The 13,870-nt window shown below is 64.1% G+C and carries 14 protein-coding genes; 1 reads left to right on the top strand and 13 read right to left on the bottom strand.

The features are described from left to right. Positions 1–391: 391 nt before the first annotated feature. From HA399_RS00255 to xseB, 4 genes are all read right to left on the bottom strand, one after another. Positions 392–1,021 carry a glutathione S-transferase family protein gene (locus HA399_RS00255; protein ID WP_404325645.1) on the bottom strand — a complete coding sequence of 210 codons (630 nt, stop codon included), beginning with the start codon at positions 1,019–1,021 and terminating at the stop codon, positions 392–394. A 239-nt stretch (positions 1,022–1,260) separates the two neighbouring features. Continuing rightward, on the bottom strand, positions 1,261–3,183 hold the full coding sequence (gene dxs, locus HA399_RS00250; RefSeq protein ID WP_054556402.1) for a 1-deoxy-D-xylulose-5-phosphate synthase: 1,923 nt from the start codon (positions 3,181–3,183) through the stop codon (positions 1,261–1,263). 12 nt (positions 3,184–3,195) lie between these two features. Continuing rightward, positions 3,196–4,128, bottom strand: coding sequence for a polyprenyl synthetase family protein (locus HA399_RS00245; protein WP_054556401.1), 933 nt, complete (start codon positions 4,126–4,128; stop codon positions 3,196–3,198). Next, positions 4,128–4,412: an exodeoxyribonuclease VII small subunit gene (xseB, locus tag HA399_RS00240; RefSeq protein ID WP_043331600.1), complete on the bottom strand. Its 285-nt coding sequence runs from the start codon at positions 4,410–4,412 to the stop codon at positions 4,128–4,130. The genes HA399_RS00245 and xseB overlap by 1 nt, the downstream gene beginning before the upstream one ends. 321 nt (positions 4,413–4,733) lie before the next feature. Between xseB and serA the strand changes: the two genes are divergently transcribed. Continuing rightward, on the top strand, positions 4,734–5,984 hold the full coding sequence (gene serA / locus HA399_RS00235; RefSeq protein WP_043331602.1) for a phosphoglycerate dehydrogenase: 1,251 nt from the start codon (positions 4,734–4,736) through the stop codon (positions 5,982–5,984). A gap of 302 nt (positions 5,985–6,286) precedes the next feature. Here serA and HA399_RS00230 read toward each other — a convergent pair whose 3' ends face one another. From HA399_RS00230 to HA399_RS00190, 9 genes are all read right to left on the bottom strand, one after another. Beyond that, the gene (locus HA399_RS00230; protein WP_043331603.1) at positions 6,287–6,472 is read right to left on the bottom strand and encodes a tautomerase family protein; all 186 of its coding nucleotides are present in this window, start codon (positions 6,470–6,472) and stop codon (positions 6,287–6,289) included. 338 nt (positions 6,473–6,810) lie between these two features. Beyond that, complete coding sequence (locus HA399_RS00225; RefSeq protein WP_404325644.1) at positions 6,811–8,076, bottom strand: dihydroorotase; 1,266 nt, start codon at positions 8,074–8,076, stop codon at positions 6,811–6,813. After that, positions 8,073–9,125 carry an aspartate carbamoyltransferase catalytic subunit gene (locus HA399_RS00220; protein ID WP_052384301.1) on the bottom strand — a complete coding sequence of 351 codons (1,053 nt, stop codon included), beginning with the start codon at positions 9,123–9,125 and terminating at the stop codon, positions 8,073–8,075. Before HA399_RS00220 ends, HA399_RS00225 begins: the two co-directional genes overlap by 4 nt. Continuing rightward, entirely contained in the window at positions 9,122–9,655 is a 534-nt protein-coding gene (gene pyrR, locus HA399_RS00215) for a bifunctional pyr operon transcriptional regulator/uracil phosphoribosyltransferase PyrR (RefSeq protein WP_192839044.1), read from the bottom strand. Before pyrR ends, HA399_RS00220 begins: the two co-directional genes overlap by 4 nt. A gap of 98 nt (positions 9,656–9,753) precedes the next feature. Beyond that, on the bottom strand, positions 9,754–10,209 hold the full coding sequence (ruvX, locus tag HA399_RS00210) for a Holliday junction resolvase RuvX (RefSeq protein ID WP_054556397.1): 456 nt from the start codon (positions 10,207–10,209) through the stop codon (positions 9,754–9,756). Beyond that, on the bottom strand, positions 10,202–10,759 hold the full coding sequence (locus HA399_RS00205; RefSeq protein WP_043331610.1) for a YqgE/AlgH family protein: 558 nt from the start codon (positions 10,757–10,759) through the stop codon (positions 10,202–10,204). The genes ruvX and HA399_RS00205 overlap by 8 nt, the downstream gene beginning before the upstream one ends. A gap of 15 nt (positions 10,760–10,774) precedes the next feature. Beyond that, positions 10,775–11,689 carry an energy transducer TonB gene (locus tag HA399_RS00200; RefSeq protein WP_153635016.1) on the bottom strand — a complete coding sequence of 305 codons (915 nt, stop codon included), beginning with the start codon at positions 11,687–11,689 and terminating at the stop codon, positions 10,775–10,777. A gap of 107 nt (positions 11,690–11,796) precedes the next feature. Further along, positions 11,797–12,768 (bottom strand): glutathione synthase, encoded by a 972-nt coding sequence (gene gshB / locus HA399_RS00195; RefSeq protein ID WP_404325643.1) that lies wholly within the window; start codon positions 12,766–12,768, stop codon positions 11,797–11,799. A 212-nt stretch (positions 12,769–12,980) separates the two neighbouring features. Continuing rightward, positions 12,981–13,727, bottom strand: a complete 747-nt coding sequence (locus HA399_RS00190; protein WP_084589228.1) for a 16S rRNA (uracil(1498)-N(3))-methyltransferase — start codon at positions 13,725–13,727, stop codon at positions 12,981–12,983. Positions 13,728–13,870: the final 143 nt, after the last annotated feature.

Here is a 13,870-nt window from a genome sequence, read left to right as displayed (position 1 = left end):
CCTCGATCGAGGGCCTGCCTCGCGCCGCCCTGCCTCGAACTGACCTGCCTCGAACTGACCTGCCTCGAACTGACCTGCCTCGAACTGACCTGTCTCGAACTGGCCTGCCTCTAACCGACCTGAGTCAGCCCGCCACCAGACTGTCTGGGGCGCGCCCCAGACAGTTGACGCCGCTGAACGAGCAGGGTGACCCCTCAACCCTCGTCAGGCGTCCTGCAAGCGCCTTTAAGGCCCAGAAACGCAAAAGGCGCCACCCTGATATCAGGATGGCGCCTCGTGGCGTGTGCGCGCTCTCAGAGCGCTCTCATGGCTTCACTACAGGATATGCAGGACAGGTCAGCCCGTCAGCTTGGCCTGTGGCGGCGTTCGATGACGTTTCCGGCAACAGGGCTCAGTGTTGCTGACGCTCCTCGGCGGCCTGTTGCTCGCGCTGGCGGGCCCGCTCGCAGGCAGGACGCGCTCGCACCTCTTCGCCCCACTGCTCAAGCACGGCCGGCAGAGGTTGCCCGGCCATCTGCGCCCAGCTGAGGGTCTGGGCGAGAAAGATATCGGCGACACTGAATTCATCGGTCACCAGCCAGCCCTGGCCATCGAAGCGGCGCTGAAGTGCCTTGAGAGCACGCTGGAATTCCCATTGGGCTGTCTGCTTGATGGCATCACAGCGCTGGTCCTCCGGCAGCGCGAAGGTGTGCTTGGCCAATGTCCACAGCGGCTGCTCAAGCTCGGTGGTCAGGAAACTGAGCCATTGATCCATCTGTGCCTGCCCGGCCAGCGATTGTGGCAGCAGGCGCCCTTCTCGCGCCGCCAGGTAGCGACAGATGGCACTGGACTCGAACAGGGCCAGCTCACCATCCACCAGGGCTGGCGCCTTGCCATCGGGATGGATGGCCAGGTATTCAGGGCTGTGCCCCTCACCGGCCTTCAGATCCAGACTATGAATCCGGTAATCGAGCCCCAGTTCCTCGAGCGTCCAGGCGACCCGCAGCGAGCGGGAATTCGGATAGCTGTAGAGAGTCAACATGGTCGGGCGCACTCCGTGGCGTTGCGGTGGTGACTGGCGCAGGTGACGGCTTTCGCGCCAGCCAGGCCCTGGCTGCTTGAGCAGAGGGCTTGATGGTCATCCAGCATGGGCGGGAAGTCGCGGAGTTTCCATGCATCCTTCGCCGTCTCGCCGCAGGCAGTCACACAACGAAAAACGCCTGTGGACAACTCGAATTCTCGAGTCATCCACAGGCGTTTCGGTATTGCATGTCACCAGGATCAGCTGCCGAGGCGAGCCTCGATACTGGCGCGGATGCCGGCGGCATCCAGACCGCAGTCACGCAGCAGCTCGACCGGCTTGCCATGCTCGACGAAGCCATCCGGCAGCCCCAGCAGCAACATGGGCTGAGCCAGTCCCGCGTTCAGGTAGAGCTCGGCCACGCCGGCTCCCGCGCCCCCCGCGATGGCATTCTCTTCGACGGTCACGACCAGGTCGTGCTCCGCGGCGATCTCGAGCAATGCCTCGCGGTCCAGCGGCTTGATGGAGCGCAGGTTGAAGTGGGTCGCGTCCAGCGCCTCGGCGACCTCGGCCACCGGCGTGTTCATGCTGCCCACGGCGACGATGGCGACACGCACCTCGGGGCTGCCACTGATACGACGACGGTATTCCCCCTGACCGATCGCCATTGGCGTCAGGTCGGCATCGGTGGCCACCCCCGGCCCGGTACCGCGCGGATAGCGCACCGCGGCAGGCCCGGGGTGGGCCAATGCCGCGCTCAGCATGCCACGGCACTCGGCTTCATCGGCCGGCGCCATCAGCACCAGCTCCGGCACGCAGCGCAGGAACGACATGTCCAGGCTGCCGTGATGCGTCGGGCCGTCTTCGCCGACCAGACCAGCGCGGTCGATGGCAAAGGTCACGTCCAGTTTCTGCACCGCGACATCGTGGATCAGCTGATCATAGCCACGCTGCAGGAAGGTGGAATAGATCGCCACCACCGGCTTCATGCCCTCACAGGCCATGCCCGCTGCCACTGTCACCGCGTGCTGCTCCGCGATGGCGACATCGTAGTAGCGATCAGGATATTCCTTCGAGAAGCGCACCAGATCCGAGCCTTCCCGCATGGCCGGCGTGATGCCGATGACGCGCGCATCCGCGGCGGCGGCGTCACACAGCCAGTTGCCGAAGACGCTGCAGTATTTCTGCGGCTTGGGAGCCGGCGCGTCGGTGACGGCAGGCGCCTGCTCGGCTGCCTGAGGCGCGGCCTTCTCGAGCTTGGTGATGGCGTGATAGCCGATCGGGTCACGCTCCGCCGGCAGGAAGCCCTTGCCCTTGCGCGTCACCACATGCAGGAACTGCGGGCCATCCAGATCACGCATGTTGCGCAACGTCTGCACCAGCGCCGGCAGGTCATGGCCGTCGATGGGGCCGATGTAGTTGAAGCCCATCTCCTCGAACAGCGTCGCCGGGCTGATGAAGCCCTTCATGTGCTCTTCGGTACGCTTGGCAAGCTCCAGTGCACCCGGCAAGGGCGACAGCAGTCGCTTGCCGTTGGCGCGCATCTGGGTATACGGCTTGCTGGCCAAAATACGTGCCAGATAGCTTGCCAGGCCGCCGACGTTCTCGGAGATCGACATCTCGTTGTCATTGAGCACGACCAGCATATTGGCCTTCACGTGCCCGGCATGCGCCAGTGCCTCGAACGCCATGCCAGCCGTCAGGGCACCATCGCCGATCACCGCACAGGCGCGCCGTGACTCACCCGCCGTGCGGGCGCCGAGCGCCATGCCCAGCGCCGCACTGATCGAGGTGCTGGAATGGCCCACTCCGAAGGTGTCGAACTCGCTCTCGGCACGCTTGGGGAAGGCAGACAGGCCGTTGTACTGGCGCATGCTGTACATGGCTTCACGACGGCCGGTCAGAATCTTGTGCGGATAGGCCTGATGACCCACGTCCCACACCAGACGGTCATGGGGCGTTTCCAGCGCATGGTGGAGGGCCACGGTCAGCTCGACCACACCGAGCCCGGCACCGAAGTGCCCGCCGGTACAGCCGACGCTGTAAAGCAGGTAGGCGCGCAGTTCGTCAGCCAATTGGCGCAGCTGTGCCGCGCTCATGGCGCGCAGCGCTTGAGGTGTCTCGACCGCATCGAGCAGTGGCGTCGCGGGGCGCGCCTGAGGTATCTCGTCAAACAGCTTCATAGGCGTCAGGAATCAGTGGTCTCGCTCGATCATGTAGCGCGCCAGCACCGCGAGTGGCTCTGCGGCCTCTCCCAACGGTGCCAGGGCATCCAGGGCCTCTTGCAGTAGCTGACCTGCTCGCTCTTGAGCACCTTCGAGTCCAAGCAGCGAGGGATAGGTCGGCTTGTCGCGCGCAGCGTCAGCACCGGCCGTCTTGCCAAGCGTTGCGGTGTCGCCCGTCACGTCCAGGATGTCATCCTGGATCTGGAAGGCCAGGCCGATAGCCGAAGCGTAGCGCTCCAGGGCAGCAAGACGCGAATCCTGCTCGTCGACTGCCACCAATCCGCCCAGACGGACCGCGGCGCGAATCAGCGCGCCGGTCTTGTAGGCATGCATGCGTGACAGCGCCTCTACCTCGCGGAACTGGCCGACCGCCTCGAGATCCAGCGCCTGACCGGCCACCATGCCGCGCCGCCCGGAGGCCTCGGCCAGGGTACGCACCAGGGCAGGTGTCCGTACATGGCCGGTCGTCGCCATCACTTCGAAGGAGAGCGTCAACAGGGCATCGCCCGCGAGAATGGCGGTCGCCTCATCGAAGGCACGATGCACGGTGGGACGGCCACGCCGCAGGTCATCATCGTCCATGGCCGGCAGGTCATCATGGACCAGCGAATAGGCATGCACCAATTCGAGCGCCGCTGCCGCCGCGTCCAGCGCAGCGCGGTCAGCGGCCTCTTCATCGCAGCCCAGGGCACGACCCACCGCATACAGCAGCACGGGGCGCAGACGCTTGCCGCCACCCAGCACGCTGTAGCGCATGGCGTCCTCGAGACGCTCACTCACCGCCGCACTGCCGGGAGTCAACAACGCCTCAAGCACGGCCTCACTGCGCGCCTGTCCAGAGCGGATCAGCTCGCTGGCCTGCGATGCAGTCGGCGTGACTTGCGTATTCAATCCACCTGACATCACCAGTCCTTCTCCTCGTCCGCTTCACCCGCCATGCTGCCTGCGGCATCGGGCGCCGTAAACGCCGTGGGCGTCAGCGCTCCCTCCGGGCCTTCCACCAATGCCTGCAGGCGCAACTCGGCACTGTCGAGCCGCTGCTGCGCCTCGCGCGCCAGGCTCACGCCCTCTTCAAAAGCGCCCAGTGACGCTTCCAGCGACATGTCGCCAGCCTCGAGCCGCGTCACCAACCCTTCAAGACGGGCCAGGGTGGCGGCGAAATCCTGTGGCACTTCCTTTTCGGCCATGGGTGCTCTCGCTCATCCGACCGGGCGGGCCCGGTGTCTCTGTGTGGAGCGCCAGTATAACCCGAAGGGCTTCACGACGCTGCCCACCCCCTGCGCACGGAGGAAGAGTCACATCAAACGGCTGTGCTGTGAATTTTTCATGCCCGGCACGCGGACATTTCATCCGGAGGCCCCGTCGGCTGTGATATTCTTTGCTCCCCTGTTGACAGCACGCCCCGCTGTTTCTCTGGCATTTTCTTGAGGTGTGACACGCCAGCAGGTCATGAAAAAGACCAAACGAACAGAAACGCCGGCATGACCGGCGAGAGGGTTGATCCGACAATGGCCAAGACGTCCCTGGACAAGAGCAAGATCAAGATTCTATTGCTCGAGGGTGTCCACCAATCCGCCGTGGATAATTTCCTCAACGCGGGTTACACCAACATCGAACTGCTTCAGACCTCGCTGGCCGAGGAAGAACTGATCGAGAAGATCCGCGATGTGCACTTCATCGGCATTCGTTCCCGCACTCAGCTCAACGAGCGCGTGATCTCCGCTGCCGAGAAGCTCACCGCCATCGGCTGCTTCTGCATCGGCACCAACCAGGTCGACCTGGAAGCCGCACTGAAGCGCGGTATCCCCGTGTTCAACGCGCCCTACTCCAACACTCGCTCGGTCGCCGAGCTGGTACTGGCCGAAGCCATCATGCTGATGCGCGGCGTGCCGGAGAAGAGCGCCAAGGCACATCGTGGCCAGTGGATGAAATCCGCCAAGAACAGCCATGAAGTCCGCGGCAAGACGCTGGGCATCGTGGGCTACGGCAGCATCGGTTCCCAGCTGTCCGTGCTCAGCGAATCCCTGGGCCTGGACGTCATCTACTACGATGCCGTCACCAAGCTCGGCATGGGCAACGCCCGTCAGGTGGCAAGCCTGGAAGAGCTGCTGGCGCGCGCTGACATCGTCACGCTGCATGTGCCGGAAATTCCCTCCACCAAGTGGATGATGGGCAAGCAGCAGTTCGCGCTGATGAAGCAGAACAGCGTCTTCATCAATGCGGCACGCGGCACCACCGTCGTCATCGAAGACCTGGCCGAAGCCCTCTCCAGCGGCAAGCTGCTGGGCGCCGCCATCGACGTCTTCCCGGTAGAGCCGAAAGGCAACGGCGAAGAGTTCGTGTCTCCGCTGCGCGAGTTCGACAATGTCATCCTGACGCCGCACGTCGGTGGCTCCACCATGGAAGCCCAGGAAAACATCGGTGTCGAAGTCGCCGAGAAGCTGGTGACCTACTCCGACAACGGCACCACCATCGGCTCGGTCAACTTCCCGGAAGTCGCCCTGCCGGCGCACCCGGAAAAGCACCGTCTGCTGCATATCCACGACAACGTCCCGGGCGTGCTGTCACGCATCAACCAGGTGCTGTCCGAGGAAGGCATCAACATCTCTGGCCAGTACCTGCAGACCAACAACACGGTTGGCTATGTGGTCATCGATGTCGACAAGGCCTACGGCAAGAAAGCGCTCGAAGCGCTCAAGACCGTCGACCATACCCTGCGTATCCGGACCCTCTACTCGGAAGCTGATTTCGAGAACTGAGTCCGTGCTCTGCTTCATGGCCGTGGAGCAGAGGGCAGGCAAATGAAAACGCCGCAGCCAGAAATGGCTGCGGCGTTTTTTTGTTCCGGATTACCAGGCGCGTTGCTCGTCCCGTGCCTTGCGTCCCACTCCCCTCTGTCATGCCTCTGTCATGCCTCCGTCATGCCTCAGCCGGTTTCCCATAGACTGGCAATGCCGGGCCAAGACCAGGGGCGTGTTTCACGTGGAACATCTTGATTCCTCGTAAAAACACCCTCTGAATCAGATAGTTGAGAACAGGTGCCCAGTTGAAACTTCTTCTCTCAGCGCTCTGACAATGGCGTGCCAGCGACGGCCCAGTTTTCCGGCTCCACTTCCTGCAGCACCACCCAGACGGACTGCTCACGCACACCCAGCACGCGAGCCGTCTCGCGCGTCAACGCCTCCACCAGCTCCCGCTTCTGTTCCTGTGTCTTGCCAGTCAGAAATTCCGCACGAATCATCGGCATGGTTTTCTCTCCTTGTTGTTCAAATCTCTTTTTCTGCATGCCAGATCAGCCTGGCCAGCCGCCTTGCTCGCTATTGCCACAGCCGCTTTAAGGCGCTGTGGCCAATTGGCTCTCGCAAATCGCTTCTGAAGCCATTGTTCCACGTGAAACATCTGCCGGCAGCAAAGAGCGCAGCCCAGCGATGTCACTCTGCGCCATAGGCTGGTAAAGAAATTGGCTGCTTTACGATACAGCAGCCAATTTCTCTCCATACGTCATCCAAAAAATCGCTTGGCTATCAGTCTGTTGGCGCGCTTTAGCCAAATATCTCAAGCATCATGTTCCACGTGAAACACTGCTTAGGCGTAGCAGGAATCGCCCAGCAGCACCTCTTCGACGCGACCGTTCAACAGCATGCCAAGCAGCGGCGTGTTATGGCCGGCACTGACCAGCGTCTCGCTTGAGACACGCCACTCATGCGCCATATCGATCACTGCCAGATCACAGTACTCGCCTACTTCCAGCATGCCGCCCTTAAGCCCGAAGCGTCTGGCACTGAACGTCAATGTCTCGATCAGGCGAGGCAGGCTGAGCAGCTCGGCCTTCACCAGCGCCAGCCCTAGCGACAGCATGGTTTCCAGACTGGTCATGCCGGGCTCGGATACTGCAAAGGGTGCGCTCTTGGCAGCGGCTTCATGGGGCAGATGATCACTGACGATGGCGTCGATGGTGCCATCGACCACACCGGCCCGCAGCGCATCACGGTCTGCCGCGCTGCGCAGAGGCGGCTCAAGATGGAAATTGGCGTTGAAGCCTTCCAGCTGCTCATCGGTCCAGTGCAGTTGCGCCATCGAAACATCCGCGCTGATATCCAGCCCTCTGGCCTTGGCATCACGTACCAGCTCCACGGCCCGTGCACTGGAGAGCAGCGACACATGCGCCCGTACGCCTGTCTGCTCGATCAACAGCAGCCACTGGGTCAGGGCAACCGTCTCGGCAGATTCCGGAATGCCGGCCAATCCGAGACGCGAGGCAATGGCGCCCTCATGGGCGCAGCCCTGCCCAGCCAAGGCGGCCTCCTGGGCCTGGAACACGACGGTGATATCAAAGGTCCGCGCGTACTCCAGACAACGGCGCAGTACGCCGAGATCGCGTATCGGCTGGCGCAGGTTGGTCAGCGCCACGCAGCCTGCGGACTTGAGCGCGGCCATATTGGCGAGCAGATCACCTTCCAGCCCCTGCGTCAGTGCCCCCAGCGGCGCAAGACGCACCCCCGCCACATCACGCGCGCGGTCCAGCAGCGTACGAATATGCGAGGCGCTGTCGAGCACCGGGCTGGTGTCGGGGCGCGGCAGGATGGTCGCGTAGCCACCCGCCAGTGCGGCAGCCGACTCACTGACCAGACTGCCCTTGTAGCGCGGGCCCGGGTCACGCAGGTGCGCGCCAAGATCGATGAAGGCCGGCGTGACCAGCTTGCCCGCCAGATCATCGCGCTGCTCGGCGCTGAAGTCCGCCGGCGCTTCGCCGATCGCGATCAGGCGACCGCCGTCGAGGTGGAGGTCGTACTGGCCATCGCGGCCGTTGGTCGGGTCGATTACCCGTGCATTGATCAGGCTGCGTTTCATGCGCCAGCTCCTCGTGAACGTTCACCCCTGCGCTCGGCGCGCGCCTTCATCTGTCCGGAGACCGCCATCGACAGCACCGCCATGCGCACCGCGATACCATTGGTGACCTGATCGAGTATCAGCGAACGCGGGCCATCCGCGACGGCGGATTCGATCTCGACTCCCCGGTTGATCGGCCCCGGATGCATCACCACGGCGTCAGGATGCGCGTGTGCCAGGCTTTCGCGGGTCAGACCATAGCGGCGGTAGTATTCCGATTCCGAGGGCAGCAGCGCGCCATCCATGCGCTCCTTCTGCAGGCGCAGCATGATGACGACATCAACATCCTTCAGCCCTGCTGCCAGCTCAGTGAAGACCTGACAGCCCAGCGTCTCGACCCCGATGGGCAGCAGCGTCTGCGGCGCGACCACCCGCACCTCCGCTGCGCCCAGCGTATTGAGCGCCTGAATCTGCGAGCGAGCGACGCGCGAATGCAGGATGTCACCGACGATCGCGACGCGCAGATTGGCGAACTCGCCCTTGTGGCGGCGGATGGTCAGCATGTCGAGCATCGCTTGGGTCGGGTGCGCATGGCGACCGTCGCCGGCATTGATGATCGCCACATGCGGCGTGATCTGGCTGGCGATGAAGTGCGCCGCGCCGGAGTCGCCATGACGCACCACGAAGGCGTCCGCCTGCATGGCCTCGAGATTGACCAGGGTATCCATCAGCGACTCGCCCTTGGCGGCCGACGAGGTCTTGATGTCCAGATTGAGCACATCCGCCGACAGACGCTTGGCGGCCAGCTCGAAGGTGGCACGCGTGCGGGTCGAGTTCTCGAAGAACAGGTTGGCCACCGTACGCCCGCGCAGCAACGGCACCTTCTTGACCTCGGCATCGCCGATGCCACGGAAGTGATCGGCGGTGTCGAGAATCTCGGTCAGCACGCTGCGCGGCAGGCCTTCGATATCCAGAAAGTGACGCAGCCGGCCCTGCTCATCCAGCTGGACCTGTGCCGGCGAGGCAGCCCGCACGTCCGCGCTGGCCTGCGAGAGATCAAACAGGTTCATGCCGTCACCTCGCCGGTATCGACCAGTGTCAGGCGCAGGTTGTCGGGGCCTTCCAGCTTGATGCGCTTGCCGGGCGCCAGCGCCAGGTTGGCACCCAGGGCGTCCGGCTGCACCGGCAGCTCACGCCCCGGCAGCTCTACCAGGCAGGCCAGCAGCACGCGGCGCGGACGGCCATAGTCGAACAGCTCATTGAGCGCCGCGCGCACGGTACGTCCGCTCATCAGTACATCGTCCACCAGCAGCAGATCGCGATTCTCGATATCCGGCAGCTGTGACCCCTGGCCGCCATCCGGCAGGCCCTTGTGGCCGAAGTCGTCGCGCCAGAAACCGATATCCAGTGTCGCGAGGGGCTCTTCCAGCCCCAGCCGCTCACGCAGTGCCTGGGCGACCCAGACACCGCCGGTATGAATGCCGACCGGAATCAGACGTTCACGATCGAGTTCACGGCGCTCGAACAGCAATTCGAGCTCCTCGGTCATGGCCTCGAGCAGTGCCTCGACCTCTGGCAGTGCCTCATGTTCTTCGTGCATCTCAGACTCTTGCATGGATATCGCTTCCTATCTTCCCTGCCGGATGGCGGCAAACAGACAAAAAAAACCCGCTTCCGGAAAGGAAGCGGGTGGAGTATTCAGTAACCGACAAGGTCGCCCTCGCCTCGCTGGCTTGCAAACCAGCTCTCGAGAATCAGCTGAGCGGCGAGGCCGTCCACGCCATCATCGCGATAATTGCCGCGGTGGCCGCGCTCGCGCGCCAAGCCCTTGGCCGCCTTGGTGGAGCCGCGCTCATCCCACATTTCCAGCGGCTTGCCGTAGCGGCCATACAGGCGCTTGCCGAACTTGCGGGCTCGGCTGCACATCAGTGTCTCGCTGCCGTCCAGCTCGAGAGGCAGGCCGACCACGAACAGGTCGGGCTGCCATTCCTCGATCAGGCGATTGACGACATTCCAGTCCGGAATGCCGTCCCGCACATGCAGCGGCACCAGGGGCGTCGCGGTGCCGAGCATCTCGGTACCCACCGCGACACCGATGCGGCGCGTGCCGAAATCGAACGCCAGCGCCGTACGGCTGACTTGCCGCTCAGCCATGCCCGATCTCCCGCGACATCAGATTCATGTCGACGCCCAGCTTGCTGGCAGCCGCTTCGAGACGGGACTCGCTGTCGGCATCGAAGAGGATGCCGCTGTCGCCTTCGACGATCAGCCAGCTGTTTTCCTTCAGCTCGTTGGTGAGCTGGTCCGGCTCCCAGCCAGCGCAGCCGAGGCAGACCATGAAGTCATCAGGGCCTTCGTTGCCGGCTATCGCCTTCAGGATGTCCAACGAGGTGGTCAGCGCCAGCTCGTCGGTCACCTGCAGGCTGGAATCCCACTCGCTGGCCTTGCCGCGATGCAGGATGAAGCCGCGGTCCTTGTGGACGGGGCCGCCGTAATAGACCACCTCATCGAGGCGTTCACAGCTGTCGGCAGCGATCTCGAGCTGCTCGAACAGACCGCGCATGGTCAGCTTGATCGGCTTGTTGACGATGACACCGAGGGTGCCCTTGTCATCATGATCACAGAGGTAACTGAGCGAGCCGGAAAAATTGTCATCATCGAGATGCGGCATCGCCAGCAGGAAATAGTCTCGCAGACTTTGCATGGTCCTCCCGAGGCGTCAGGGCGCGCCAGAATCGTTGCCGGGGCCGAATCGCCAGATGCGGGTGATGGTCAGCTGGCTCATCCCCTTGAGACTTTCATCAAAGGGCGCATAAGGAGCCGCGCCGTAGACCGTATCCAGAGCCGCCTGGTCGAGTTCAGCATGTCCCGAGGATTGTAACACTTCCGCGAACTCAAGCTGACCGCTGGGCAGCACGACGGCGCGAATCCGCAGCTCGCCGCTCAGATGAGCAGGCGCCGGATAGTGCTGATTGCCGAACGCTTGCACCGTGCCGGTCCAGTCATTGATATAGCGCGCGCGGGCCGAGGCACGCGCCGCCTTGCGTGAGGCGGTGTCACCCACCACCTCACGCGACTGGCCGGAGGCCTGGATTCGCTGAACGTCCTGCTCGCTGGCCTGCTGTTCATTGTCCGGCGTATCCGGCAGCAGTTCGGAACGCGTCACCTGCTGTGACGACGCCTGCTGAGTAGCGATCACCTCGGGGATGCGCTCCGGCAGTACCAGCGCCTGCGTGGCCGGGGCCTGGGCTTCCGACACGGCCGGCTCGCTGGCCTCGGACGCACTCTGCTCACCCGGCTGCGGGGGCGCCTGATTGACTGGCCCGGCCTGCACCGCCGCCTCGCGCCCGCTGCCACTGGCCTGCTGGTCCTGCTCGGCCACCACCTGCGAGTCGACGGCAGTGGTGCTGGCCTGACTGACCAGCGTCACATCGAGCATCACCGGCTTGGGCATCGGCGGCACCTCAGGCGGCGTCAGCAGGCCGCTGCCCAGCAACCACCAGCCGATGACGGCATGGACGGCCAGTGCCGCGCCCCATGCCACCACACGGCGATGCACCCGAGTCACCGGCACATAGGTGATCGGGTCGGTGACGCTATGATTGCCTGCCCACCATTCGACGGGTGCTGCCATACCCCACTCCCTGTCCACGGAACCTCATTGGCAGCTTCGGCTTCCCTGCCGTTTACTGCGAATCCATCGCGGGTCAGCCACTGGTGCCGACCTCATCACGACGTTGCTCAGGCGGACGGCTGCGCCGCCAGACGCGCTTCGATGGCATCCATCAACAGACCGGCGATATCAGTGCCGCGCTGGGTATCGATCTCGCGTACGCAGGTCGGGCTGGTGACGTTGATCTCGGTGATGTAGTCGCCGATCACGTCCAGGCCGACGAACATCAGACCCAATGATTTCACCACCGGCTTGACCTGCTCGATCAGCCAGTAATCGCGGTCGGTCAGCTCACGCGATTCGCCACGTCCGCCAGCCGCCAGGTTGCCGCGCGTCTCGCCGGCGCTGGGAATGCGCGCCAGGCCGAACGGCACCGGTTCGCCATCCACCAGCAGAATGCGCGTATCGCCGGCACTGATTTCCGGCACATAACGCTGGGCCATGATCTGACGGGTGCCCCGCAGCGTCAGCTGCTCGATCACCGAGCCGAGATTGCGGCCATCTTCGGCGACGTGGAAGATGCCACTGCCACCCATGCCATCCAGCGGCTTGAAGATCACGTTGCCATGCTCGGCGTGGAAGGCGCGCAGCACCTTGTCGTTGGCCGACACGGTGGTCGGCGGGATGCACTGCGGGAACTGCTGAGCGAAGAGCTTCTCGTTGCAGGTCTGCAGCGCGGCCGTCGGATTGACCACCAGCACGCCTTCCCGCTCGGCAAAGCCCAGCAGGTGAACGGCATTCAGGAAGTGTTCGTCGACGGGCGGATCCTTGCGCATCAGGATCACGTCAAGCTCGGCCAGCGGAGTCGCGACGACCTCGCCCAGCTGATAGAAGTTGTTCGGGTCGTGGTAGACCTCCAGATCACGCATCCGGCCCATGGCGCGACCATTCTCGAGATAGAGGTCTTCCTGCTCGAGATAGTGCAGCGACCAGCCACGCTGGCTGGCGGCCCACAACATGGCCAGAGTGGTGTCCTTCTTGTAGGCGACGCTGGACATCGGGTCCATCACCACGCCGATCTTGAGCTTGCGAGCAGTCATTGAGGCAACCTTGTGACGACACTGCCAGCCCGGAACGCGGCCGGCAGCGGGGATAACGGAGACTCCCGTCGCGACATGACACCATGGCGCGGGAGCGATGGGACAAGTATGCAGCAGCGCCGTGCTGCTCACCACTGGCGAAACGCCCTTGCCGGCTCACGCTGTGTTGCCGGCAGATCAACAATTCCGCCCGGGTGCCCGATGATGGGAGATCAGCGCGGCAGGTCACCAAATCGCTGCTGCAGCAAGGTCAGCGCCACCACCGGCGCCGTCTCGGTGCGCAGGATACGCGGCCCCAGGCCGAGCACCTCACAACCGGCGGCGGCCGCTTCTGCCACCTCTTCCTGCGTGAAGCCGCCTTCCGGGCCGATCAGCAGGCTGGCGCGGGTCACGCCGCCCTCGGCCTCGGCCACGTTCAGCGCCTCGGCGCCGCCCGGCTGCAGAATCAGGCGCAGCGGCTCATCACGCTCGGCCAGCCACTGCGTCATCGCCACCGGGGCATGCACGACCGGCACGACGCTTCTCCCGCACTGCTCGCAGGCGCTGGCCGCCACGCCCTGCCAGTGCGCCAGCTTCTTGTCGGCGCGCTCGCCCTTGAGCTTGACGTCGCCTCGCGCGGTATAGAGTGGCGTGATGGCAGCCACGCCCATCTCACAGGCCTTCTGGATGGCATAATCCATGCGATCGCCCTTGGAGATCGCCTGCCCCAGATGCACCGCCAGCGGCGCCTCGCGGTCATTGGGCACCGCCTCGATCACCTGCACGCTGACGCCCTTGCGGGTCACCTCCTCCAGCAGCACGCGCACCTCCTGCCCACGGCCATCGAACAGCTGCGCCTCACTGCCGACCTTGGCACGCAGCACCAGTCCGAGGTGGCGTGCAGGCCCCTCGGGGAGCGCGAAGGACGCCCCGGCGCTGACATTGAGATCAAGATCGGGGCAGTGCAGACGGATGGCCATGGACGGGGTCTCGCGGACTAAGAAGCAGTGAAAGTGAACTGTGATGAGTCGATGCAGCATCGCAGGCAAGGCGGCGGTCATTGTCGCCCAAAAACGCAGCGACGGGCCACTGGGGCCCGTCGCTGGTCGTACCTGTCATGTGG

It is taken from the genome of Cobetia sp. UIB-001 (assembly GCF_044789135.1).
Taxonomy (GTDB): Bacteria; Pseudomonadota; Gammaproteobacteria; order Pseudomonadales; family Halomonadaceae; genus Cobetia; species Cobetia amphilecti.
The sequence above is the reverse complement of the archived record's forward strand: the minus strand, read 5'-3'. Positions and strand labels throughout refer to the sequence as shown.